This window comes from Methylophilus sp. DMC16 (genome assembly GCF_056314045.1).
Window position 1 is genome coordinate 67068 of record NZ_JBQUZC010000001.1, and the last position, 25831, is coordinate 92898.

Consider the following 25831-nt stretch of genomic DNA (forward strand, 5'->3'; position numbering starts at 1 on the left):
AACAATGGATAGAAGAAACTTTTTTAAATATGCTGGTTTAGGCATGGCTGGCGTTGCCGTTAGTGCTGTTAGCAAGGTTGCATTAGGTGCTATTCCGGAAATCATCACCTCTGAGGTGGCAAACACACAAGAGCCGCTTTATCCTGGTACAGGGCGCCCGTATCAACCGGTAGTTACTTTGAATGGCTGGAGCCTTCCTTGGAAGATGAACAATGGTGTCAAGGAGTTTCACCTTGTTGCAGAACCTGTGGTGAGAGAAATTGCGCCAGGCATGAAAGCAAATCTTTGGGGCTACAACGGGCAAAGTCCTGGGCCGACAATTGAGGTGGTTGAGGGAGATCGCGTGCGTATTTTTGTGACCAATCGCCTGCCTGAAAAAACCAGTGTGCATTGGCATGGCCAGCGTTTGCCTAATGGCATGGATGGGGTGAGTGGTCTCACTCAACCTGCGATTGAGCCCGGTAAAACCTTTGTATATGAATTTCAGGCCAAGCGGCCGGGCACTTTTATGTATCATCCCCACGCGGACGAAATGTTGCAAATGGCTATGGGCATGATGGGCAGCTGGATCACGCACCCCAAGAACCCAAAATTCATGCCGGTGGACCGTGATTTTGTGTTTTTGCTAAATGCCTACGACATTGAGCCGGGCAGTTTTACGCCCAAGGTAAATACTATGCTCGATTTCAACTTATGGACCTGGAACAGCCGGGCGTTCCCAGGCATAGACCCGATTGTCGTGCGTAAAGATGACCGCGTGCGCATCCGCGTCGGCAATCTCACCATGACCAATCACCCTATCCATCTGCATGGTCACGAGTTTGAAGTCACCGGTACCGACGGCGGTTGGGTGCCAAAAACGGCACGCTGGCCGGAAGTGACTACCGACATAGCCGTTGGTCAAATGCGTGCAATTGAATTTGTGGCTAATGAGCCTGGTGATTGGGCATTCCATTGTCATAAGAGTCATCACACCATGAATGCCATGGGCCACGACTTTCCAACCATGATAGGCGTCAAGCAAAGTGACCTCATGAAGAAAATCACCAATCTCGTGCCCGATTACATGCCTATGGGGGAGACGGGGATGTCTGAAATGAACGAAATGATGGAGATGCCCTTGCCGAAAAACACATTGCCCATGATGATGGGTAATGGACAATACGGCTCATTGGAAATGGGCGGCATGTTTACCACTGTCAAGGTCCGGGAGGGGCTTGCGAAGAATGATTATCAAAATCCTGGCGACTACAAGCACCCAAGTGGCTCGGTTGCACATGCAATCGAGGTGGATACAACTAAGATCCAGCGTCAGAATTCTCATTTTGAAAGTGAAGCAGAGGTTAATGTAAGAAAGCCAACTAACCATTCTGGTCACTAATAGATGACCTACTCCAATGCATTAATAAAAACGGGATGCACTCTGCTAACTTTCAACTTAAGTTGCATATGGCTTGAATTAGGGCTTTACAAGACTTTTTCTAAGTCTTTGATTTATATTGATGTTAAGTTTTGAGTTAAATTGCAGACGACACAAACAGTGTAGATGCTCAACGATCATGCACATGCGTTTGACTTCGTCAGTCACACGCATGTTGGCCTAAAAAAGGGTTGCGAGGATCGTAACCCTTTTTTCATTGAGGGGTTCTCATCTCACGCATGTATTGATTTCGTGCAAAATCAGACCCCTGTGTCATTCTGGCTGGGGCAGTTACGCTGCGAATACCAATCCCTGAGTTATCTCTCAAGTTAATTTCAAAAAAGCTGCTGAATCTTGACTCGAATAACTAACGACAGAACGTTGGATGTGTCTGGATGAAGATGGTGACAAAATCTGGCATGTGCACTGTTTATAGTAAGCATTTCAATACTCCATCGAAATGAATATGAACAAGTGTATAACTATCCAGAAACAAAGCGTGTCCGCATGAAGCGCATTCAGTACCATCAATATGGCGGGGCAAGTATGATGCGCCTGGAGGAGTTTGAAGTGGAAGCTCCCGGCAAGGGCCAGCTGCTTGTGAAGGTGAAATATGCTGCAATCAACCCCATCGACTGGAAGTTACGCAATGGCACGATGAAAATCCTGACCGGAAACACCTTCCCTCGGGCAATGGGTTTGGACTTCTCGGGGACGGTGATTTCAACTGGTAGAGGGGTGACACGCTTTGCTCCAGGCGACCATGTGTTTGGCATGGCACGACTGAAACAGGCCGGCGCGTTCGGCGAGATGCTAGTCACCAATGAGTCCTTTGTGACACACAAACCGGATACAGTCTCGTTTGAGGATGCAGCCTGTTTGGCGACGCCTGGCATTATGGCTTGGAGAGGGTTAGTGGAGAAATCCCGCCTGAGGGCTGGTCAACATGTATTTGTGAACGGTTGTGCCGGGGCTGTTGGGATAGCAACGATTCAGATCGCGCAGATGCTGGGGGCCATCGTCTCTGGCAGCTGCCGCCGTGAAGACATGGAAAAAATGCAAAAAATGGGATTAGCCCATGTGTACGACTATCGAAAAGTGGATTTGCATGCCCTGACGCAAAAGTTCGATATTGTCTACGATACCTCAACAACCATTTCCGCAAGCACAGGGATGAAGCTGCTCAAGAAAAATGGTGTATTTCTTGACCTTGACCCGAAACCAATGAAATTCCTGCGGGCGATTTTCTCGAAAAACTATCAGGTGCTGATAGGCAGTCCGAGCGAGTATACTTTGGGCAAGGTCGCAAAAGCGGCGGAACTCGGAAAGCTCCAATTACCGATTGGCAGAATCGTATCGCTCATTGATGGTGCAAATCTGATGAGTGAAATTGAGGGTGGACTCAAAATAGGGGGCAAAGGTGTTATCGCCATGGAGTAACAATGTCTCGTAGCCATCGCCTCAACGAACTGATGCAAGTGTTGCGTCGACATCGCGGGAGTGTTTCCGGCGCAATGCTGGCGCAAGAAACCAATGTCTCGTTGCGAACGATTCGCCGTGATATTGCTACGTTGCAGGCCATGGGTGCCAAAATTGATGGCGCAGCAGGCGTAGGGTACATGTTAAAGCCTGGATTTTTGCTGCCACCGATGACATTCAATGAAGACGAATTGCAAGCTTTGGTCGCAGGCGCGCAATGGGTGAGTCAACAAACAGATCAAGCGCTCGCGCTTGGGGCTCAAAATGCACTGGCAAAGATTGGAGCAGTCATTCCTGCAGACATGAAACTATTCATGGAGGATGACATGCTTTATGTCGGCGAAAGACCATTTGTCGTAGATTTTGATTCAGGTGTAGTGCGTTATGCCATGCGCGAGCAAAAAAAACTCAAAGTGGCCTATATCAACAAAACGGGTGACACTTTGGCGTATGTGATCTGGCCGCTTATTTTAGGGTTCGTCGATTCGCGTTGGTCCATTGCCGCCTGGTGCGAGTTACATCAGGCATTTAGAATCTTTCTCGTGGATCGTATTGTGGAGATCAGTGAGCTTGAAGATCACTATCCTGGCAATCGACGCCACTTGTCAAAAGAGTGGCGTAATAGCGTCTGCCAAAGTACCGACAAAAATCAGTATATTGAATAACACATGCTTGGCTTAAGTGTGCGCATCGAGCGCGCCTTGAGTGTTGTGTCAATGGTGGTTGATTACTGCCGGGACATTATCTCCTCGCGCAGTATGTCAACCTTGTTTATTGCGAGCTCCATCGCTCAGCGCCCCATTCTGAAGTCTCAAATCGAGGTGTATCGCCTATTCATGCTGGATAAAGTCTAGAGCGAGTATGGAATGGAGCGAGATACAAGCGGACTAGAAGGCGCTGGAAACGGTGATTCTCGGCAAATGGGGGCGCCTGACCCAGGACAATATTTATGACATTGCGGGCAAGCGCGAGATTCTCCTGGAAAAGCTGCAGCAAATTTACGGCATCAACAAGCAAGAGGCCAATCAGCAAATCAATGCGTTTGCCCAGTCGGTACAGGAGATCAAGCACCATTGAACCGCATGCCCTGGTCTTTCAACTGGTAAAGGCCACCTGTTCGTGATCTGCCTCCTGAAGTGGGCCAGTTCGGCGACCGCTTCCGCACCCTCTGTGGCATGACGCCGCGCTTAGGAAGCCGTGATGCATGGATATATCCAGAATTTTTATCAAGTCACTTTGATGAATACGGATTTCAGGATGAATACAGACTGCAGGCGGGTGGTATACACAGGACAGTATGGCCAGTTGCTTCTCGTCTCACTCAAACCGGGCGAGGAAACCGGCTTTGAAGGATAGATGCAAGACCAGTTTTTACGCGTGTAAAAGGGGGCACATCATCATCCATGGCTTCACCGCAGAAGTTGAACAAGGATACGCGATCATGGTGCCAGCCGGGGGCCATCATCACCTGATCAATACGGGCAAACTGGACTTGAAACTACACAGCCTCTACTCGCCACCCAGTCATCAAGATGGCACCGTCTGTCCTCTGCGCGTGTATGCAGATGTCTCTAAGCAGCCCTTTGACGGGGTCACGACTGAATAAGCTAGACCGTGTTGGCTAGCGAACAAACAGCCCCTTGCGTGCCCGCTAGACTGCAAAGACTGGCTGTTGAATTTCCAACGGCCAGACACAGACCGACCACATAAAGGATTTACGCCATGTCAATTTCCAATCAAGCCAGTGGATTACATCAACAAGCAGCGACTGATCATGAAGCGGCCGCCAAACATCATCTGAATGCATCAGAGAGCTATCATAAAAATAATGTTTCAGAAGCCAAAGAAAGTGCAAAAAAAGCGATGGAAGCCTGCAACTCGGCCCAGCAGAAAACACAGTCTGCCTGCAATTGCCATGAAAAATGAGTCAGGCATTTATGCAATGCTGACCGCAACAATCCCGCTTAGGCGGGATTGCTGACGCTGGTGTCTCCGTATGCGGCCAACTGGCGATACGACGGATACTGCTTATGTTTATGCACGCGCTTATGAAAGGCCCATGCCATGCGCTTTGATCATCAGCCCACCACACAGTTAATCCGCATCTTGAAGGCCGGATTGGGCTTCAAGCTTAACCGCCGGCAACGCTCCGCACACGAGATCGCGCAACTGGATCAGATTGCGCACACCAGCGGCGCGCACATTACCTGGATAGAGCCACAGGCACGGACTGCTCGAGCAGCGCCCGACGAATGCCATCAGTCAATGGCAAAAGAACATTGAGTGTGCCAATCTCCCAGTTAAATCAATGGCTTGATCTGCACTGATTCACCGTTACGACCAGATGAAAAATGAATTGGTTTTTCATGCGGCCTGGAGGCGGGCGCTATTTATTGCTGCCCCTGGCTTTGTGCATGCAGATAAGCCCGCCAGCCGCCAAAGCCCGAGATATCCGTTGCGGTTGCGCTGGCGTAGGCTTCACACAAAAAGCCAGCCACTTGTTGGCCATCTTGCAGCGTAAGGGTGCCAAAGCCGAGCGGGGCCGGGACGCTGGCAACCAGTTTGCCGTAGTTCTCCAGCGGCAGCTGCCAAACCTCCAGGGCGATTGCGCTGCCGTCCGTATTGACTCTGACCAGGCCGGGGCGCGGTGGGTGAAAGCCGGCCAGGTGGTAGAGTTTGTAGTCGGCCGAGGTATGGGTGGCGCGTACAAAAGTGGCCTGCAATGCCTGCAGTTGCGGGTTGAGTGGCAGGCCTTGCATATGCGCGCCGCAGACGGCGACTTCTATCATGGACATGCGGGTTTTCTTGTGTTTTTGTGGGCTCATCGTCCCAGGCGTTGCGCGAGGTCAGCCAGTGCCTGGTCGTGAAAGGCGGGGGCGCAGAGCGTAATGCCAAACGGCAGGCCGTTGTGCTGGAATCCAGCCGGTAGGGCGATAGCAGACAAATCCAGCAGGTTCATAAAGTTGGTGTAATAGCCCAGGTTGCTATTGGCCTGGATCGGGTCCTGTTCCACTTCTTGTATGGTGTAAATCGTGCCTGCCGTCGGCGTGACCAGCAGGTCAACCTCATCCCAGCATTGCTGGGCCTGCGCCTGGTTGGCTTTGAGCTGGTATAGCGTGGCATAGGCGTCGGCCGCACTGAATTTGCTGGCCCCCTGAATGATGCTACGCGTCACCGGGTGCATGGCCTCTGCGTGTGATTCAATAAAGGGCCGGATGGCGGCATAGCGCTCGGCGACGATGGCGCCCTCATAAAGCAAGCGCGCCGTGTTGAGAAACACCGAAAAATCTATTTCGACGGCTTGCCCGCCTATCGCGGTCAGTGTTTGTATGGTTTGGGCAAACAACGCGGGCGTCTCGGGGTTGCCAAAAAAATTCAGTTGCTCAGTCCGGGGCACGCCAAAGCGAAAGCGGGGTGGATAAGTGTGCACGGCCTGCGCGGGTGCCCGCCGTGAATAGGCATCCTCGTGGTCTTCTCCTTGCGCGACTTGCAACACGGCGTGTGCCTCTTCGGCGGTACCTGCAAAAATAGAGACGCAATCGAGTGAACGGCAGGCCGGCACCACCCCATGCGTGCTAAGCAGGCCGCAGGTCGGTTTGATGCCAACCAGATTGTTAAACGCAGCCGGGATCCGTCCAGAACCTGCCGTGTCTGTGCCCAGGCTAAAACTGGCCATGCCCAGCGCAACTGCCACGGCAGAACCCGAACTGGAGCCGCCGGAAATGTAGTCAGGATCAATGCTGTTTTTGCATGCGCCATACGGCGAGCGTACGCCGACCAGGCCGGTGGCAAATTGATCCAGATTGGTTTTGCCGACCGGGATCGCGCCCGCGGCAATCAGTTTTTTGACCACCGTGGCATGTTGGTCGGCCGTGTAGGCAAAGTCCGGGCAAGCGGCCGTGGTCGGATATCCGGCCAGGTCGATATTATCTTTGATGGCAAACGGGATGCCGTACAAAGGCAGGCTGGTCGGGTCCATCGCCTCCAGTTGGCAGGCGTAGATCAGCATCTCTTCCAGGCTGACCCGGTCAATCCAGACATGGTGCGTATCCTCAGCATGGATTTTTTCTGCCAGCTGCCGGACCAGCTGGCTGGGTTTCAGGCTGCCAGCGCGATAAGCGGCACTCAGATGCGAAATGTTCAAATTCATGTGGGGCAGGGCTCCGGTGTGGGTCAGGGTGGCTGGCACGGGGTTAGTGCTGGCTGCTGAGGCCGGTAGGCAAGGCCTCAATGCGCGCATATTTACTGCTTAGCCACAGCATGATCGCCACCACCAGGTAACTGGCGGCAATCGGCAGCGATTGGCCAATGCCGATCGCCTCGCCATGCATGAGGCCGAAAAAAGTAAACAGCGCCGCTGCCAGTGCAAAGCCAGCAGCTTTTGCCAGTTTGCGGTCTATGACCAGGGCGGCAATCGCCCCCAGCATCAAGCCGCCTAAAATGGCGCCACCACCCAGCACCTCCAGCCCGTGGTAGAGCACGCCCACCTGGCCGAGTTTATCCAGCCCCAAGGTGGCGGCATTGGTGCCAGCAACGGCGAGGACGTTGTCAATTTGCAGTTTCCCCCAGGCCGCAACATGTGGCAAAAAGGCCAGGATAATGGCAGGCGCGTGGCTCTTGGGCGTTTCTTGAAACGCTTGTGCGCCAATCAGCATGCCGATATAGAGCAAGATAGGCGAAATGGCGACCACCGGAATCAAGGAGGCCATGAGGGCGATGATGCCCAGCCAGGAAAGCAGCAAAACGATGATGCCGGTCGCCGCTGAGTAGCCGATGCGGCCGCCCATGGCCTTCCAGCCGGGATGGCCGATGTAGACCGCATTGATAAATGGGTTGCCCATCAGGCAGCCAATCAGGCTGATCACGCCGTCGGCCGTCAACACCCTAGTTGTCGGAAAGCTGTCGCCCCCTGCCGCTGCGCTCTCAACATTGTCCATTGCCTCAACCAGGTCATAAATGCCAAACGGGATGGCGGTCACCAGAATCACACCTAAAAATTCAAAGCCGGAAAACACATGGTTGATGGCGGGTAGCGGGATGGAAAAGCCAAAGTTGGCAAGGGCGGCGCTGACGTGATTCAGACTCATGTGGGCATAATCGAGCCCGAACAGGTGAGAACCCCAGGCGATGAGCGTCCCGGCGGCAATCGCCACCAGCCCGGCCGGGATGCCTTTGAAATAGCGCACGCCGCCAAACCAGCTGGTCAGAATAATGGCGAAGCAGACCACGCCTACCATGGGCGTCATGAACATCTCCAGCGCCGGGCGCAAACTGATAAACGCGACGGAGACGCCTGCTAGCGTGCCCAATAAGGCGGCACGTGGGGTGATTTTGCGGATCACCGGCGCAATAAAGCCGCCCAGCATCAGCACAAAGCTCTGGATAAACACCCAGGCCAGTCCGGCCTCCCAGCCTTTGACCGGGTCGCCACTGGCCAGCGAGATGGGCAACATGATCACAAACACCACCACAAACATGTGCGGTACGCTGACGCCAGACGGCAGCGCACACACATCATTGCGACCGGTCTGCCTGGCGAGTTGATAGGCGAGCCAGGCGTAATACATGGTGCTCAGAAACAGCATGAGCCCGGTGGCCGGCAAGATGCGGCCGAACACCATCTCATCCGGCATTTTGAGCACAAACCTGAGCAGGCCGGTGAGCACCAGCAGATTGACCAGAATATTGGTGCCAAAACCAAAGAGCGCGTTCCAGTCGCCCGGTGACCAGAGTTTGATGCCTGAAGCGGTTTTCATGATGGGGATTCTCCTCAAATGGCGGGATGCCTGATTATTTTTGCAATGCGTCTACCAGTGGCTGGCTATCGGTGACCCAGCCAAAAATCGCGCCTTGGGCGGCAAACATGCGCAGGCTGACGGCGTGAAATTCGGGGTGGTATGAGGCGCAACAATCGCCAGGAATCAGGCAACGGAAACCGCGGTCATTGGCTTCGCGCACCGTGGTATGCACGCAGACTTCGGTCGTCACGCCACAGACAATCAGCGCTTCAATGTTGCGCTTGCGTAATAGCAGTTCGAGGTCGGTGGCATAAAAGGCGCCTTTGCCAGGCTTGTCGATAATGGGTTCGCCAGCGATGGGTGACAGCGCCGGGATAATCTCGTGCCCCGGTTCGCCACGGATCAGGATACGCCCCATGGGTCCCTGATCGCCGATGCGCAGTTTTGGCGCCCCCCGGTCCACTTTGGCTGGAAAGGCGTCAGACATGTCTGGTCGGTGGCCTTCACGGGTATGGATTACCAGCATGCCTTGCGCCCTGGCCGCCGCCAACACGGCCTGGCAGGGGGCAATTGCCGCTTTGAGCAAACGCACATCATTGCCCAGACTTTGCCCAAAGCCCCCTTCTTCAATGAAGTCGCGTTGCATATCGATGAGCATGAGCACGGTGCGTGCAGGATCAAAGACAAAAGCTTCGGGCGTGGCTGCGACGGTGACTGTTTGCAGGGTGGAGATCATCTGGAATGACTTTATAAAATGCATCAATGTATACAACAAAGCAAATCACATGCCTGAGTTGCGTCTATGCCTGGTTGGAAAAAAGGCTTTTAAAACAAGGGAATTCTTTTTTAATCTGCTTGGTCTGGCTGCGGAAAATCAGCCAGCGTTCGCCAAAAGAGTGCGGCTCGCACCAAGCGAGCGCATTAGTCCGGCATCATGGACACATGCGCCGCTGCGATTTTCCAGCCTTGTTCAGTGCGTATCCAACTCTGGCTTTGCCGGCCTGTGCCATTGTCGCGCCTGAACTCGGTGCTGGTGTTGGCATAGTCATGGCCATAGGTGGTGATGACCGTATTAAACAGGGTGCGTGGCGGCGGGGGTGTGCGTTGTTTTCTGAAGGCGACAATCTGCTCCCAGCCATACAGGTTTTCGGCAGCGCCATAGCGCACGGCGAGAGGGCTTTGCCAAAAGAAATGGATCAGGGCTTGTACGTCATTGTTGACCAGGGCACGTTCGTAGTCAGCAAATACCGCTGTGACTTCGGCGAGGACAGGGGGATGATTAATCAGCATGGGTCACCTCTGTATCAGTTTCTAACCACGGGAGACTGGCAGACCGACAGCGACTGTAAATGGTGTGCCAGTTGCAGCAGCTGCGCCTCCTTGCCGGGCGCACCTATCAGTTGTACCGCAATCGGCAGCTGGCCGGGCAAATGCACAGGCACCGCGACGACAGGCAAGCCAATAAACGAAATCGGCTGGGTAAACATGCCCATGTTGGGTCGCAACGGCATACGGTTGCCGTTGATCACCATGTCTTCTTGCCCCAGCGGTTGCGCGCAGCAAGGGGTGGCCGGTGCAATCAGCACATCCGTGCTCGCAAACACTTGCATGGCTTGCTCAAAAAACCAGCGGCGCAGGCGTTGTGCCTGCAGATACCAGGCGGCTGGTAGCGTGGTGCCTGCCGCCAGCCTGGGGCGAGTCAGCGGGTCAAAGTCAGCGGCCTGTATGCGCAAGCGGGTCAGGTGGCGGTTGCCGCCCTCACTGGCGGTAATCAGATAGGCGGCTGAGCGGGCGCGCGCCACTTCGGGTAACTCGACCACTTGCGTCACCTGCAAGGCCTTGCACACGGCGGCGACGGCAGCCTGTGCTTGCGCATCGCCTTGCTCAAAATAGCCGCCCAGGCGGGCGAGGCGTGGCGTGTCTGAGACTAATCGTGGCGTTGAGTCCGCGCTGGGGTTGCCTTGCAGCACGTCAAAGCAAAGCGACAAGTCTTGCGCGGAGCGCGCAAAAATCCCGGCATGATCAAAACTGTGCACAAACGGAAACATGCCTTGTAAGGAGAGGGCGCCATAGGTTGGTTTCAAGCCAAACAAACCGCACATGGAAGACGGGACACGCACAGAGCCATTGGTATCAGAGCCCAGCGTAAGCGGCACCAGCCCGGCAGCGACGGCGGCAGCTGAGCCGCCAGAAGAGCCGCCAGCGCTACGTGTCGGGTCATGCGGATTGCGGGTGGGGCCAAAATGGTGGTTTTCTGTGGTGAAGCCATAGGCATACTCATCCATATTGAGCGCGCCGAGCAAGATGGCTCCCGCTCTTTGCATGGCCTGCACCAGCTGCGCATCAGTGCTGGCGGGGGCATGACTTTGGTTGATTTTGGCCCCGGCCAGGGTAGGCAACCCTGCAATATCAAACAGGTTTTTCACCGCATACGGCACGCCCGCCAGGGGTGGCAGCAGTTCGCCACGGGCACGTGCCGCATCCACGGCCGCGGCCTCTTGCAACGCACGCCCCGCAGTTACGGTGGTAAAGCTGTTGTAGCGGCCATCATGGCGCGCAATGTCGGCCAGCGCCGCCTCGGTCACGCGCAGGGCCGAGACGGTTCCCAGGCGGATTGCGTTGGCAATGTCGATTGCATTCTGACTTCCATCCATGGCGCTTAGCTCTCTGCCTGTGGGCGAAACTCTGGTGCGGGCTCAATGTGCTCGTCCAGCGGCCAACTCATGACACGTTCGGCATGGCTGAATAGCAAGCGGTAATGTTGCGTGGTTTGCAGCAGGTCCTGTTCGTCAAGCGTGATACCCTGTAATTGCAATTGGCTGGCAACAAATGCCGGTGTGATTTCGGTGTCTTGCAGCATGGCGTGTAACAAAGCAAACTCCTTGGTGAGGTTTTTTTTGATATGCAATATTGTATACAACAAAAGCCAAGCAAGTGCCGTACCAGTGCGGCGGACTGGGTGGGTTTCAGGCGGTCAGGCAGAGGGGGTGGATAAGAACTTTTGCCGTGCCAAGGCAGTCAGCGTCAGGGTTTTAGCGAATTCTCGACTGCGCTGGATATGTCGCTTCATGGCTTGTTTGGCCTTGGTCGTGTCGCGCTCTTTAATGAGCTGCAGTATCTCATAATGCTCTTTATAGGTGCGTTGGCTGCGATTGTCAGCGTTCAGGTCCAGGCGACGAATGACGCGGATGCGGTGGTTAATGTTTTTTAAAATCGAGGCCAGCACCGGTTTGTCACTGGCCAGGGCCAGCCCGACATGAAAAGACTCATCTTTTTCACCAAGGTCTATACCCATCTGTAATTCCGCATCATGCTTCTCCGGCTGCCACAGTGCCATCATCTGCTCCACTTGCTTGTCACTCATGGCGTTGACCGCAGATTCGACGATGAGCAACTCCAGAGCGATGCGTGCCTCGTAATACTCCATCAGTTCGGTCACATCCAGCTCACGGATAAAGCAACCCTGCTTGGGACGTATGCTCAAAAAACCCTCTATTTCCAGCCGTTGCAACGCCTGCCGGATCGGCGTGCGGCTGACACCAAACATCTCTGCCAGCGCCAGTTCGGTAATGCGCGTGCCCGGATAGAGCTCAAAAGAAATAATTTTTTGCTTGAGCTGGCTATACAAAGCGTCGACAGTAGAGCTTTTTGCAGGTTTTTCTTTTTTGATCATGACCTTGAATCTGACTGGGGATGCGATTAAAGATACTTGGATAATGGCCTTTCGGCAACCGTTACACTACGTATGCGTGGTCACTACGCCTGCATTTTACGTGCACCTGGCTTGAATAGTCCGATTGGGCTATGAGTAAATGCGGGCATCGCTTTTATAATGACAGGCGTTAATTCGGGTTTGGTCATTCATCAAGGGAACAGTGCTGATTGCAACGGCTTCGATGGCCAGGGTTGCATCGCTTGTTGCCTGATTCTCAAAAAAACCGGACATTCGTGATACGAAATCTTCGGTAAATAAACATAGCAAGTCGTGTCCAGCATGGCAAAAGCAGTTGCCGCGCAGGATGCATCCAGATCAACCGCGGTTGATCCTCTCTATTTTTGCATTATTTAACAAAACCCCCGGCCTATTTGCCAATATACTCACCTGCTGCAAATAGGGCGTGTTTGCGGCTGTTCCGGCAGGGCCGAATTTTGAGATTTTGATGTGTTACCCATGATTGACCTACGATATTACCGTCATTTTGACGAAAACATCCTTTACGCCAGATACTTTTCGTTGCTGCCTTATGTGCCTGTAGTGATTGTGGCTGCAGTGGTGGCGATGCTGACACAAATCTCGGTGTTTCACCGTAATGAGCCCTTTGTCTGGTCTTTTGTCGTGCCTGCCATGCTCACGCTGGTTTCGGCCGCAGTGTTTGTCTACTGGTTTATTCACCGCAAGGAAAAACCGCACACCGATGTGGTTCGCAAACGCTTGCAGTTTTTCGCCAGTTTGCTGCTTGTGGCGGGCATCACCACTGTGATTTGCGACCTGCATCTGCTGCAAGACTCATCTGGCTACAGCCGCTACTTTTTGGTCGTGCAGATGACGCTATATGGCATCTGTTTTCCGTTTCTGCTGGTCAGCCTTGGCCGGCCGGCCTACCTTTACAATCTGATGCTGATCGTCACCACGCTTGCTTATGTGCTGTATGCCGACATTGAATATAGCCATTCATTTGCATTCATGATCCTGATTTTTGAGATTGGCATGTTGATTGCCATGTACCGCCGCAACAAGAGCTTTGATTCCCTGGTCTACAGTTCGTTACACGCTCAAAATCTGGCCGCCGAAAATGCGCGCCTGGCCAATGTGGATATGCTGACTGAACTGCCAAACCGCCGCCAGTTTTTTGCCACGATTAAAGCGCAATCGCTGGAGCATTTGAAAAACGAAGGCAAAAAATTTGCGATTGGCATCATTGATCTCGACAAGTTCAAGCAGGTGAATGATGCGCATGGGCACCGCATTGGTGACCTTGTGCTGGTGGAAATCGGTCGGCGTCTCAAGCATTACCCGCGATGTCAGCATCCTATTCACTTCTACCGCTTGGGCGGCGACGAATTTGCCTTTCACAAGCATTTTGTTGGCGATGAAGCGGCGCTCAAGCAGCTTGGTCAGTCTTTGATTGCGCTGATTGAAGAGCCGGTAGCCGTAGAGGGGATGTTATTCAATTTGAGCGCCTCTATCGGTATTGCGGTGTTTCCTGAGGTGGATGATACGTCAGAGAAACTTTATGAGTATGCGGATTATGCGCTCTACCATGCAAAGAACACGGGGCGCAGCCATACCGAGCTGTTTTCGGCCCGTCATCTTGAACGGCTGCAAAGCCGCCTGCAAATCGAACGGGCGTTACGTTCTGCGGATCTGGTTCAAGAATTTTTCCTGGTCTTTCAACCGATGGTGGATATCCCCTCTGGTCGTACCATCGCCTTTGAATGTCTGGCGCGCTGGAACAGTCCGGCACTGGGGATGGTCAGCCCGTGTGTATTTATCCCGGTGGCTGAAAGTATAGGCATGATCTCCAGTCTGACTCTGACTTTGTTTTCTCAGGCCTTGCAGGCCGTGCAGGCCTGGCCTGCCCAGATTGGCTTGTCTTTTAATCTGTCGGCGTTTGATATTATCAGTGATAAGGTGGTGCAGGATCTGGTGGCGATGCTCGCCGCCAGTGGTGTCGATCCTGCACGGATTACCTTTGAGTTGACTGAGACTGCCTTGCTTCAGGATTTTATTGTGAGCAGAAACAATATCGAGTTGTTACGGCAAACTGGTGTTTCCCTGGCGCTGGATGATTTTGGGACCGGTTACTCCAGCCTGAGTCACGTGCAAGGTTTGCCGCTCAACAAGATCAAGGTGGATCGCAGCTTTGTACATGATATGGAAACCAATCCGAAGAGCAAAATGATCGTGCGTTCCATTCTGGCCCTGTCTCATGGCATTGGCGTTGATTGCGTGGTGGAAGGCGCCGAGACACAGCAGCAAGTCGACTTGCTATCCTCCATGGGTTGCAAGATTATCCAGGGCTTTTACTACGCCAGCCCGATGGTTGAACCCGAGATCGTCAGTTACCTGCGTACCTGACCGGCATCGGGTCAGGCGATGCCTTGGCCATATGCCGGGGCCAGCTGCTGCGGTCAGCGTTGTCCGTTCCAGTGGCTGAGCCAGACTTTGCTGGCGGCCGCATCCATGGGTCTGGCAAAAAAATAGCCTTGCCCGAAGCGGCAGCCCAGCTCCCGTAAACCGATGGCGGCCATACTGTTTTCTATGCCTTCGGCAATCGTCTCTAGCCCCAGGCTTTCTGCCAGTTTGAGCGTTGAGGCGATCACCTTGCGTGATTTGGAAGAGGCCTCCATGGTAGTGACAAATGATTTGTCAATTTTGAGCTCGGTAAATGGCAGCGCCGCTAATTGCGACATCGAAGAATAGCCCGTGCCAAAATCATCAATACTGAGCTTAAAGCCTTGTTCACGTAAGTGAGTCAGGATTCTTTCCGCCTGTTGCGTATCCAGCATGGTGGCAGTTTCGGTCAATTCCAGAATCATGCGCGCGGGATCGAAGGCAAACCGTTGGCAGACTTGTTCCAGCATCATGATCAAACGGTCATTGTGCAGGCTTTTGGCAGAAATGTTGACCGACAAGCATAGGGTTGAACTGATGGATTGGATAAACTGGATACCAGTCACAACCACGTATTCAGTCAGGGCTTCTATTTGCCCAGTGTCTTCTGCCACATGAATAAATAATTCGGGTAACTGGATGCCCTGCTGTGGGTGTTGCCAGCGTAGCAAGGCCTCAAAGCCTATCACCTCGCCGGTAAATAACTCAATTTGTGGTTGATAATAGACGACGAATTGCTGCTGGCGGATCGCCTCGTCTATGCTCTCGTGGTCTATGCTGAGTGGTTTGACGACTTCTGTATGATCCGTGGCATGCAAATCGACGGAAGGATGGTCCGCCAGCAGTTTTTGCAGCAGATGCGGTAAGACCGGGTGATGCAAAATGCCGCGGATATTCAATTGATGTTCCAAGGCGGTCAGTTGCGCCAGCGGCAGTAGCGCTGAACCGATGCCGCTGGTCAGGATAATGCTGCTTTGGCAGTCCATACGCGCCAGCGTTTTCAGAATCTCAATGCCATCAATACTCGGCATGACCAAATCGATGGCCAGGTGCGATGGCTTCCAGGCGAGGATGGCATCGATAAATTGCCTGCCATCTTCACAGTGTTTGACCTCAAATTCCAGATCTTTTGCGACGGCAGTCATCAGGGTCGTCAGCGTGACATCATCATCCAGAATCAATAGCGTATTTGTACTCATTGCACCACCTCCTTTTATCGGCATTCATTGCCGTTCTTGTTGTTGCTGTGTTGCAGGGGTGAAACTAAATGGGTTCGCTGAGAATAAACCTCAACACATTGGGCTGTTTAGACTGAGTAAAGTTTTATGGTAATGTAATTTGCTTAAAAAATGAACATGGTTTTGGCTGAAAACAAACGGAAATGTGCTGGTTTGGTTATAAATAGCCAAATTTTGAGGCGGGAAAAGTGTTAGCACCGCCAGCGCATGCGGCGGTGATCGGTCAATAATGATGCGTTAGCAAGATTAGAAAGTGCATTGAGACAAAAGGGCAGGGCTTACTATTAAGTTATGCCATTTTTTTAAGGTCCAGGGGCTCGCTGTATATCTGCAAGTGACCGCGGCCGGCACGCTTGACCTGATACAGCGCCTGGTCTGCGTGTTCATACATGGTTTGCGCAGAGAGTTTGGCGTCGCAGGTGGAACAGGCGCCGATAGACGCGCTCACCGTCAGTACCCGTTCGTCGATATGCATGGCTTGAGACAGTGCATGGCTGATTTCTGCACACACTTGCTTGAGGCGCAGATGCTCGCAATCAGACAATAAATGAAATGCGAACTCATCGCCACCCAGTCGGTAAAACTGCACGTCTGCTGTGTGAATCGCAGCCAGCCGCTTGCCCACCTCGCTTAACACCAGATCGCCAATATGGTGACCGTACTGATCGTTGATCGGTTTGAAATGGTCAAGATCCAGAATGCCAACAACAAAACAATGCTCACCCAGGCTGGATTCGGCTTGCTGTTGTGCCGCTTGCAGAAAGAACTGACGCCGGTTAGGCAGCGCAGTTAACACATCCTGTTGTGCCAGCCGCTGATTTTCCTTAAGCAGGCTTTGCGTTTCAAAGGTTGCATTCACCCATTGGTCAAAGGTCTTGTTGCTGGCGCGCATGGTTAACAGCATGCCCACTTCAAACACCAGAATCAGCATAGCGACCAAATAGGGATGTTCAATGTCGCCGCGAAACACGCAGGTCACCGCCGCCCCAATCAGCAACACATTGTAGGCATAAGCCGCTGCACCCAGCTTGCTCAGGATAAAGGCAAAGCACAAGCCATACAGCGTGTTGTGCACGATTAAGAAATAATGCGAAAAACTGCCCGTGATTGGAAACAGGTACAAACTGCGCCAGAAGGTAAACAGGCCTGCCAGTATCAGCAAGGTAGAGGCGGTATCCAGGCGTTTGCGGATATTCTCGATCGGTGGCTGGTCATGCCTGTGCTTGTACCAGAACCACAGCAAAATCACCCCTATCACCAAGCGCAACATGGGTGGCAAAATGGCAAATTTCCAATCAATCTCACCCTGCAACGCCACCATTTGGATCGTCAATGCGCTAATCGCGGTAAAAATGACCACGGGCACGTCGTTTACCAGGCTGTGGTAGCGGGCGCGCAATAAGTTAGCATCAGGTTTCTGGAGCAGTGACATTAAAATCGGTACAGGTTTCAGGAATAGCTTATCTTATGCAAGAGGCAACCGGCTTGATCATCAAAATATCGCTTTGTTTTATTCTTTATTAAGCGTTTTACTTCAGATGAAAGCAGCCATGTCCGAACCCGCATCCATTTTTCAGGCGATGGATGCCAGTTAGTTGGCGCTATTATCGAAAACTTTGAGCTTCTAGGGGGAGAGCACAGATTCAATTTATCGCTAATTTTTGCAATTTATTGTGAGCTTGGGGTATGGCCGTGCCGCCAATATTTTGGCGGTTTGGCGCTTCCCGCTGTGATGCCAGCATGATTCGATGCCTATTCATGACGGATAAACAAGTGTTAGCGTTGCAGCCCTCTCGATCCAGCGGGGCGGTCGTTAGATGTTTCATAACCAAATTGGTTTTTATCAGCCATTTTTTATTAAATATGGTTGTTTTAAACCTGTTTTATGTCAGGAAATTTTCCCTATTCATTTTTTTTATAATTGAGAATCAGTCTCTTATACGTGGTTGTGTCATGTGGCATGCGTTTTGCACTCTATGAATATAAATCTAAAAGTAGGGTGGCAGGATATGAGCGAGACACTGGCATGGTGCGGGATCGATTTAAAATGGGCTTACACGGATGTGTTGCGTCGCATTGGTCGGCGAACAGCTTGTGTACAGCGGGCCAAAGATATTTTGCATGATGCGCTGGTGTTTTTTGCCGTCTCCAGCCATCCGGCCCGTGAAGAGTCGCCACAGGCCTATTTAAACGGCATCGTGAATCATCTGCTGGTCGATGAATTCAGGTACCGCACCCGCTTTGTCGATGAGGAGCAGATGGACGAAACCGCCCTGATCCTCGACTGCACGCCAGAGCAGCTGTATGAAACCCGGCAAAAACTGCATCACTTGCAGCGCATTGTGGATTTATTGCCAGAAAAGTGCCGCCAGGTATTCTGGCTCTACCACGTCGATGAAATGAAGCAACGTGAAATCGCCTTGCATCTGGATATCAGTACCAGCATGGTAGAAAAACACCTGATTCGTGCCATGCTGGATATCCGTGCCTTTCAGCAAAGCCTGAACCATTAAAGGCGTACTGACCTCAACTGCTACCATGTCAAAACCCGCCCAGTCCAAGCCACTCAATGCCAAATCGCTCACCTTGAGCGAGATGGCGGCGCGCTGGTATTTGCGGTTGCGTGAGCAGGAGAAAAATGCACGTGGGAGCGAGCAGCAAGCGTTTGAGGCGTGGCTGGCCGATGATCCGCGCCATGCGGCTGAATACGACAGCATTGCCCGTGCCATGCGGCAACTGGATTCAGCGGAGAGCCTCTCTAGCTTGGCCGATGCCGCCGAGCAGCGAATGTTTTTAGCCAACGAGGCCAAACGCAAAACCCGGCAGCGCCGGCTCGGCCAACTGCTCATGATAGGCATGATCAGTATCATGGGGTATTTCTCTCATCAGCAATACCAGGTTTGGCAGGCCCAGCCCGTCATGCAATTGGCCGCGCAAAACCCGGTAGGTCAAATCGTCACCAAAACGCTGGATGATGGCAGCAAAGTCACCCTCAGTGCCAAAAGCGACATGCAAGTCACTTACTATCGCCACGAGCGTCATGTGCTGCTCAAAGAAGGCGAAGCCATTTTTGAAGTGACCAAAGACCCAGAGCGCCCCTTCATCGTTGAAACCGATACCGCCAAAGTCACTGTGTTAGGCACACGCTTTGCAGTTAACCGGCTGCAACAACTGGTTCGTATCAGCGTGGATCATGGCCGGGTCAAGGTCGAACCAAATCTCGACTCTAAAGCTGAACTGGCCACCTCAACCGCTGAAGGCCAGCCCGCCATCGCCAGGGAGATCACCAACGGCCAGGTGCTCGAGGTCTACCCCAATCACGCCATGGCACTGGTCAATCGCCCCGCCTCGGACGCCTTTGCCTTCATGAAAGGCCGCCTGGTATTTGACCGCGCCGATATCGACGAAATCGCTTACACCGTTTCGCGCTACCGCGTTAAACCCGTGCAAGCGCAGGGCAAGCAGGTGCGCAATATTTCTGCGGATATCAATATCCAGGATATCGACCATTTCCTGCGCGGCCTGCCCAATATCGCCCCGGTCAAGCTGCAAGAAACGCCGCAATATACTTTGCTCAATAGCACGCGCTAATCACTTTATGCGGGATGCTGAGTAGGGGCGTAATCAATCACGTTACTTCAGCCTTTTCTCGCAGCAAATGAGTCTTTGCAAATACGCATACGATTAAGCCTTCAGGCCAATTCCTGATCCCCAGTCTCGCCATATTTGGCTTTTCATCGGCTTTTATTAAAGCGATTTTCTAGCGCTCAAAAAACATAACTAAACCCATTGTGTAAAGTTAAGTTAACAACGTCAGGGTTTTGTCGCGCTCACAGATGAGTCAATAGGACAGGAGAAGAATCTGTGATTAGAAATACAAAAATACACAAAAGAGGACTACACACAGCGCTCACTGCATTGAGCGTGATGGCAACACAGCCCACTTGGGCAGAAGCACTGAACACCCAATTGCCAACACAGCAAGAGGAGACTTTTAGCGTGCCAGTGAATGTGGATATTCCAAGACAGCCTTTGGCGAATTCGCTTCATATATTTGGTGAAGTTTCTGGGATGAGTATTTCATTCCCGAATGACCTTGTTTCGGGGAAAACCGCGCCCGAGGTACGTGGTCGCATGACGCGTAAGGAAGCTTTGAGACGCTTACTTGATGGTAGCGGTCTACAGGGGAAAATTGAAGGTAATTCAATTTTTATTCAGCCTGCTCCTAAGTCTGGTATCGAGAAGCGAGAAGCTAAATCAAGTCTTGATTTAGATAAAGTCGAAGTCCGCGCCAAGAAATTCTACGAGGTGGGTCCCATGCCTGGATTAGCACTGACCAAAGAAGAGATTCCTGGGAATGTGCAAAGCATCACCGCTAAAGAAATTAAAGATTCGCACGCGCTCAGCTTAACCGATTTAATGAACTCCAAGCTGCAATCTGTCAATGTGAACGATTACCAAAGTAATCCTTTCCAGATGGATCTTCAATATCGCGGCTTTACTGCTAGCCCGCAGCTCGGCACAGCGCAGGGTATTTCGGTATTTTTGGATGGTATTCGAGTAAATGAACCATTTGGTGATGTGGTTAATTGGGATATGTTACCGCTCAATGCCTTAACTGGCTTGGATGTTTTTCCTGGATCCAATCCTATCTTTGGGCTTGGAACGCTAGGCGGTGCGATCGCTATGCGAACTAAAAGTGGCTTTGATGGCAAATCGTTAGATATGGAAGTGTTGGGTGGCTCTTTTGGGCGCAAGCAATTCCAAATCTCCGCTGGTGGTAATAATGGTGTCATTGCTGGCTTTATGGCAGGTACCTTTTTTATGGAGGACGGCTGGCGTGATAATTCACCCAGCAAGGTGAATCAACTGTTCGGCAAGGCCGAGTGGCAGAACGACCGCGCAAGGCTAGGCTTGAGTATGCTTTATGCGGGCAACAAACTCACGGGTAATGGCTTGCTGCCTGAGCAAATGGTCGACCAGAATCCCAAGCAGGTTTATACCTCTCCCGACGAAAGTAAGAACGATCTCCTGCAGTTTCAATTAAGCGGCATCTGGGATGTTACTGATAAATTTAATATTACCGGCCAGATATACAACCGTAAAAGCAAGCGCAAAAGTCATACTTCGGATGTGAATAATAATTTTGGGGGGAGCGAAAGTAAACAGGCATCTGCCACCACCAGAGACCCCTCACGGCAGTTGTTAGGTGGCTTGCAAGATCTTAACCGAGATGGCCTGCCAGATTATAACGACTATGCCTATAACGTGGCGGCCGGGGCGGATGGGCGCGCGCTGGATAAGAATGGTAATGCCTTTGGTGACCAGGGTTTTGATATCAACAATCTGGCTTATGGCACCGATTTCGGCAGTCAAGCCAATGCCAACCAGGTGAAGGTTGCGGCCGCCGATGGTTCCGGCAATATGGTATGGAATTGGACAACTGACCCGCGCAAAAGCCAAGACTCTTTTGGTGTCAAATCTAATATTCCTAAAGTGTTTAATGAACCAATATCCTCTACACAATATGCCAAATTGGTTAGGTTCGCTTGGGATAACCGAGCTGCAGTGGTTGTTACAAACAATACTTTTTTATTAGATAAGGGCTATATTCCATCATCCAACACGCTTCATCCCACCACTGGAGACCTGAGTTACGAATACGATCTTATGCAGGCCGCACTTTCAGGCGGTATTCTTGGTAAATATACCGACGATAATGGTTTTTTTCATGAGTATCAGGAGTTATTTAACATAGTGAATGCCGGGAATTACCCTGATCTGTGTGTATTACCGAGCACGGGGAACAATGTTGGTGGGCCATGTGTTATTGATGCCAACGGCAACCAGATTTATCGCGACGGGAAATATGGCGCGTTAAATGGATTTTCTGAAACTGGCTATATAGAAGGTACACCGACTGCTATCTTCAACGATACGCAGATAGACCAAGTTGGCAAAGGGGCGGCTTTGCAGCTCAACTGGAACCTGGACCAACATAAGTTTATGCTGGGGGCTTCTTACGACACGTCGGACAGTACCTATGTGAGTAAGCAATACTTGGGATTGCTGGATGCAAACCGCCATGCCTACACCGCGCCAGACCAGTTGGGGTGGGAATATTATGCTAATAGCAAAGCAAACGGCTTTGGCCTCAATGACTTTAAAGGCGACAACACCACTAAAAGCCTGTATTTCAGCGAGACCTGGACACCGATTAAAACGCTCAATATCACGGCATCAGCCCGTTTCAACCACACCAGAGTCAATAATCAACTGGCAGTAAGTCGTCTCGGCAGTTTTGGCGATGTCAACCGCATCCTGAATTTGCTCAATGCGTTGACATTGTGTACCGATAATAACAACGATGGCATAGTGGATGCTAGTGAATGCCCCAATGGGGTGGATGGCTACATTGTGCCCTTTGATCCCAGCTTTGGATATCTGCGTGAAGATGGCAATAGCATCATTGGCATGGATCCGGGATTAAAAGAAAAATTCAAATACCGTTCTTTTAACCCTTCATTGGGCGTTACCTGGCAAGCGCGTGAAGATTTAAATCTGTATGGTAACTTGAGCCGTGGTGCCAGAACGCCCACTACCATTGAGCTAGGTTGTGCCTTTGATGATAGCCCAGTGTTTGATAAGTTTGACCCTGTGACTGGCGCACCTATCTTTGTTCCCCGCACCTTCCGAGAGCGCCGCAATTGTAATCTGCCGGGTGCCATGTCGGGTGACCCCTATTTAAAACAAGTGCGCTCTACAAGCCTGGAGTTTGGGGCAAGAGGGCAATGGACAGACAATATCGAATGGAACGCCAGTGTCTACCGCACCGACTTAACTGATGATATTTATTTTGTTTCGGTCAACGCGACTCAGAGTTACTTTCAAAACATTGGCAATACTCGTCGCCAAGGCTTGGAGATGGGCTTAAAGGGCAAATGGGGTAAAACGAGTTTTGGTATTAACTATGGGTTGACCGATGCTACTTTCCAGTCTGAGTTTAGCCTGGCTAGTCCAAACAATAGCAGCGCGGGTAATGTATATGATTTGAACGCTAATCAAGAAGGCAGTTATGGCCAAATCAAGGTCAAACCAGGCAATCGCATGCCGGGTGTGCCGCTGCACAACCTCAACTTCAATCTAGGTTACGAAATTACCGACAAATGGAATGTCAGGCTCAATATGATTATGCATTCTGAGGCGTTTGTACGCGGCAATGAGAATAACAAACATGAGGCAGGACCAGCTACGCCGTTAAATTTGTGTGAAGTTAGTAATGCAGCCAACTGTGCAGCTGTACCACGTGCAGATTTCCGTGAGGGTACAACAGCAGGTTATAGCGTATTTAACTTTCGAACCAGTTATAAATTGGCACCGGAGTGGACGTTGGGTTTGCAGGTTAATAATCTGTTCAATAAACAATACGCCAGTGCCGGACGACTGGGCTTAAATGCCTTCTCGCCTGCTACTTTGGGTGTAGTGGGTGCAAGTGGATTTAACTACAACAGTAGCGAATGGCAGGGCACAAGCTTTCTTGGCATAGGTGCGCCTCGGTCAGCGTTTGTAACATTGACTTACCAATTTGTGCCGGATAAATGGTAAGGCTGTGTAACGTGAAAGCCAGGGCTTTAATCATAAGGTTCAGTGAAAGCTAACCCTTAAGTTATGCCGGAACTAAAGGTGAAGCAGACTGCCGTGAGTGCCTGCAAATTGCAAAAAAAGAAGGAGAACAATATGCACAATAGAAAGTTAGCTGTTTTAAGTTCGCTATTTGCAGTATCCGGATTTTTCCATCCAGTAGCATGGGCGGCTGGTTTCGTCACACTGCCAACCTCCGGCAGCAGTGCCTATGTGGCATGTAGGAGTGGGGCGGGGGCAGGGCCCGATAATACCCTCCCGCCTTTGGCAGATAGTGCTTGTGTAGTGCCGAATGGTGTTGGTACTGCGCTTAACTTTAATGCTAAACCAGAGCCAGGCTTTATTCTATTAACAACCAACGTGTCATCGATCACAGCTTTTTCCGAGACGCTAGGTACACTGAATGAGCGAGTGTTTGTCAATAGCTCATCACCAATTACCCAATGCATTTATGCTAAACAGGTAGTCATGTCAAATACAGGTGCGCATGATTATAACCCGTACAAAGCTGGTACAAACCGTATGATAGTAAATGATATTGCTTTTGGCGGTTACACCGGTGCAGTTTCAGCAGGGTATGCAAAGGCGAATGCGACTACTAACAAATCGGTATATCGTATAGGCCGCACATTTACTTCTGTTCAGTTAAAAAGACAATTAGATTTAGAGGACGCACCACCATGTGCTGGCTGGGCGCTTTTACCACCGATTGGGGGAATGCCAGGCACAGAAATTAATGGTGTGGGATTGATTTCCGGTTGTTCGGTCACGCCTAGTACCGCACAGCAAGAGGCACCGCTTAGCAATAGCTGGGTTGATTTTACGACTTATGTGTCAGCTGGTTTATCGCCTGATTTAACCGCAAATCCCGCTTCACCACAGATGTACATCAAACAAGCCTGTACTAATAGTACAACTAGCCAGGTAGCAAATAGCTTTAAGTTGAGGCAAACAGGGGCTGGGTACTCACCATGGGTGGTGGTGACGGGAACATCGCGCGCGCCGAGTACTGATATTACGCCATAAGGAAAAGTGAGTAGTAAGAATAGAATGAAAAAGAACAAGGAGGAGCATTTGCGAACTACCTCCCTTAATGCGTATAAGGATTCAACCGCAAGCGGATAGAACTCACGAGGGACTAACGTTTGTGGTGAATTGGTACCGCAGGCAGCCACAAATGCCTGCATATTGTAATACTTTATGGAGAACATAATGAATTCATTACTTAAATTAGCAGTTTTGGGAGCTTTAAGCGTATCTGCATCATCCGCAATGGCAGCGCTTGCTGTATTGCCAACATCCGGTACTACACCGTATGTGCAATGCCGCACTGCAAGTAATTTTGGTGCTCAAAGTGACAATACTTTGCCTCCGGCAAGTGATAGTGCGTGCGTAGTGACAAATGGGGTTGGTGCTGCGCTTAACCTGAATAGCACGCCAGAGCCAGGCTTTACTCTATCAACGTCGAACTCGTCAACGATCACAGCTTTTTCCGAGACGCTAGGCACATTGAATGAGCGTGTGTTTGTCAATAGCCCAATTACGCAATGCATTTATGCTAAACAGGTAATTATGTCAAATACAGGTACGCATGACTACAACCCGCAACGCTCTGGTACAAACCGTATGGAGGTGAATGACTTTGCCTTTGGTGGCTATACCGGTGCGGTTTCAGCAGGCTATGCAAAGTCTAATGGGTCGACCAACTCTTCGGTATTTCGTATAGGTCGCACTTTCACATCTGTACAAATGCAACCTAACGTGATTGGTGGTGCTTCGGTTGCGCCGGGCTACCAAGTGTTGCCACCTGCAGGTGGCACATTAGGCGTGCAAATCAATGGTGTCGGTCAGACATTGACTCCTCCGGGCTCACCTAGTGCTGCGCAGCAACAGGCAGCGTTTAGCGGCACCCACAATTGGGTGGACTTTACAACAGATGTCACGGCAGCACTTGATGAAGATGGTTCGACTAACCCAGGATCGCCTACTATGTACATTCAGCAAGCATGTACAGCCAACACGACAACCGCGACAGCAGGCAATTTTGAACTTCGTCAAACCGGGCAAGAAACACAACCATTCGTTACTGTGACTGGTACTTCTCGCGCGCCTGGCACAAGTACTGCACCATAACTTTAGGTTGTAGCGCTTAATTATCGGCTTATGCGTAGCGGAGAAATCCGTTGCGCATAATTTACCG

Annotated in this window: 24 protein-coding genes; 14 read left to right on the forward strand and 10 right to left on the reverse strand. The window is 51.4% G+C overall.

All coding sequences use genetic code 11. The features are described 5' to 3' along the window. Positions 1–4: 4 nt before the first annotated feature. The 8 genes from ACT53D_RS00315 to ACT53D_RS00350 all read left to right on the forward strand — a co-directional run bounded on the left by ACT53D_RS00315 (position 5) and on the right by ACT53D_RS00350 (position 5182). On the forward strand, positions 5–1381 hold the full coding sequence (locus tag ACT53D_RS00315) for a multicopper oxidase family protein (RefSeq protein WP_476153924.1): 1377 nt from the start codon (positions 5–7) through the stop codon (positions 1379–1381). 546 nt (positions 1382–1927) lie between these two features. Then, positions 1928–2860, forward strand: a complete 933-nt coding sequence (locus ACT53D_RS00320) for an NAD(P)-dependent alcohol dehydrogenase (RefSeq protein WP_476153926.1) — start codon at positions 1928–1930, stop codon at positions 2858–2860. A gap of 2 nt (positions 2861–2862) precedes the next feature. Continuing rightward, positions 2863–3564, forward strand: coding sequence for a helix-turn-helix transcriptional regulator (locus ACT53D_RS00325; protein ID WP_379074945.1), 702 nt, complete (start codon positions 2863–2865; stop codon positions 3562–3564). Positions 3565–3567: 3 nt separating this feature from the next. Further along, positions 3568–3753, forward strand: coding sequence for a hypothetical protein (locus ACT53D_RS00330; RefSeq protein ID WP_379074948.1), 186 nt, complete (start codon positions 3568–3570; stop codon positions 3751–3753). 52 nt (positions 3754–3805) lie between these two features. Further along, on the forward strand, positions 3806–3976 hold the full coding sequence (locus ACT53D_RS00335) for a CsbD family protein (RefSeq protein WP_379074951.1): 171 nt from the start codon (positions 3806–3808) through the stop codon (positions 3974–3976). Positions 3977–4340: 364 nt separating this feature from the next. Continuing rightward, positions 4341–4505, forward strand: coding sequence for a cupin domain-containing protein (locus tag ACT53D_RS00340; RefSeq protein WP_476153929.1), 165 nt, complete (start codon positions 4341–4343; stop codon positions 4503–4505). Positions 4506–4621: 116 nt separating this feature from the next. Beyond that, positions 4622–4825 (forward strand): hypothetical protein, encoded by a 204-nt coding sequence (locus tag ACT53D_RS00345; protein WP_194748552.1) that lies wholly within the window; start codon positions 4622–4624, stop codon positions 4823–4825. A gap of 138 nt (positions 4826–4963) precedes the next feature. Beyond that, positions 4964–5182, forward strand: coding sequence for a hypothetical protein (locus ACT53D_RS00350; RefSeq protein ID WP_194748551.1), 219 nt, complete (start codon positions 4964–4966; stop codon positions 5180–5182). Between the two features lie 107 nt (positions 5183–5289). Here ACT53D_RS00350 and ACT53D_RS00355 read toward each other — a convergent pair whose 3' ends face one another. The 8 genes from ACT53D_RS00355 to ACT53D_RS00390 form a co-directional block, all read right to left on the reverse strand. Next, the gene (locus tag ACT53D_RS00355) at positions 5290–5724 is read right to left on the reverse strand and encodes an allophanate hydrolase-related protein (RefSeq protein WP_476153931.1); all 435 of its coding nucleotides are present in this window, start codon (positions 5722–5724) and stop codon (positions 5290–5292) included. Next, positions 5721–7049 (reverse strand): allophanate hydrolase, encoded by a 1329-nt coding sequence (atzF, locus tag ACT53D_RS00360; protein WP_476153933.1) that lies wholly within the window; start codon positions 7047–7049, stop codon positions 5721–5723. The genes ACT53D_RS00355 and atzF overlap by 4 nt, the downstream gene beginning before the upstream one ends. A gap of 43 nt (positions 7050–7092) precedes the next feature. After that, a complete protein-coding gene (locus ACT53D_RS00365; protein ID WP_275356157.1) occupies positions 7093–8655 on the reverse strand; it encodes a hypothetical protein in 1563 nt (520 codons plus the stop codon). Between the two features lie 34 nt (positions 8656–8689). Continuing rightward, positions 8690–9397: a cysteine hydrolase family protein gene (locus ACT53D_RS00370; protein ID WP_476153935.1), complete on the reverse strand. Its 708-nt coding sequence runs from the start codon at positions 9395–9397 to the stop codon at positions 8690–8692. Positions 9398–9558: 161 nt separating this feature from the next. Further along, positions 9559–9927: an oxalurate catabolism protein HpxZ gene (gene hpxZ / locus ACT53D_RS00375; protein WP_476153937.1), complete on the reverse strand. Its 369-nt coding sequence runs from the start codon at positions 9925–9927 to the stop codon at positions 9559–9561. 14 nt (positions 9928–9941) lie between these two features. Further along, positions 9942–11291 carry an AtzE family amidohydrolase gene (locus tag ACT53D_RS00380; RefSeq protein ID WP_476153939.1) on the reverse strand — a complete coding sequence of 450 codons (1350 nt, stop codon included), beginning with the start codon at positions 11289–11291 and terminating at the stop codon, positions 9942–9944. A gap of 5 nt (positions 11292–11296) precedes the next feature. Further along, positions 11297–11509 carry a hypothetical protein gene (locus ACT53D_RS00385; protein WP_476153941.1) on the reverse strand — a complete coding sequence of 71 codons (213 nt, stop codon included), beginning with the start codon at positions 11507–11509 and terminating at the stop codon, positions 11297–11299. A gap of 102 nt (positions 11510–11611) precedes the next feature. Next, entirely contained in the window at positions 11612–12310 is a 699-nt protein-coding gene (locus ACT53D_RS00390; protein WP_476153943.1) for a GntR family transcriptional regulator, read from the reverse strand. Between the two features lie 498 nt (positions 12311–12808). On the opposite strand from ACT53D_RS00390, the gene ACT53D_RS00395 reads away from it, so the two are divergent. Then, positions 12809–14716: a putative bifunctional diguanylate cyclase/phosphodiesterase gene (locus tag ACT53D_RS00395; protein ID WP_379074973.1), complete on the forward strand. Its 1908-nt coding sequence runs from the start codon at positions 12809–12811 to the stop codon at positions 14714–14716. Positions 14717–14769: 53 nt separating this feature from the next. Here the strand turns inward: ACT53D_RS00395 and ACT53D_RS00400 are convergent, their stop codons facing one another. Continuing rightward, positions 14770–15951, reverse strand: a complete 1182-nt coding sequence (locus ACT53D_RS00400; protein WP_476144220.1) for an EAL domain-containing response regulator — start codon at positions 15949–15951, stop codon at positions 14770–14772. Positions 15952–16279: 328 nt separating this feature from the next. After that, positions 16280–17422 (reverse strand): GGDEF domain-containing protein, encoded by a 1143-nt coding sequence (locus ACT53D_RS00405; RefSeq protein WP_476153946.1) that lies wholly within the window; start codon positions 17420–17422, stop codon positions 16280–16282. A gap of 577 nt (positions 17423–17999) precedes the next feature. Between ACT53D_RS00405 and ACT53D_RS00410 the strand changes: the two genes are divergently transcribed. From ACT53D_RS00410 to ACT53D_RS00430, 5 genes are all read left to right on the forward strand, one after another. Continuing rightward, entirely contained in the window at positions 18000–18503 is a 504-nt protein-coding gene (locus ACT53D_RS00410; RefSeq protein ID WP_194748541.1) for an RNA polymerase sigma factor, read from the forward strand. Between the two features lie 25 nt (positions 18504–18528). Next, positions 18529–19581, forward strand: coding sequence for a FecR family protein (locus ACT53D_RS00415; protein WP_476153948.1), 1053 nt, complete (start codon positions 18529–18531; stop codon positions 19579–19581). Between the two features lie 336 nt (positions 19582–19917). Then, positions 19918–23595, forward strand: coding sequence for a TonB-dependent receptor (locus ACT53D_RS00420; RefSeq protein ID WP_476153950.1), 3678 nt, complete (start codon positions 19918–19920; stop codon positions 23593–23595). A 78-nt stretch (positions 23596–23673) separates the two neighbouring features. Further along, the gene (locus ACT53D_RS00425; RefSeq protein WP_476153952.1) at positions 23674–24657 is read left to right on the forward strand and encodes a hypothetical protein; all 984 of its coding nucleotides are present in this window, start codon (positions 23674–23676) and stop codon (positions 24655–24657) included. 186 nt (positions 24658–24843) lie between these two features. Beyond that, a complete protein-coding gene (locus tag ACT53D_RS00430) occupies positions 24844–25764 on the forward strand; it encodes a hypothetical protein (protein ID WP_476153954.1) in 921 nt (306 codons plus the stop codon). Positions 25765–25831 lie beyond the last annotated feature (67 nt).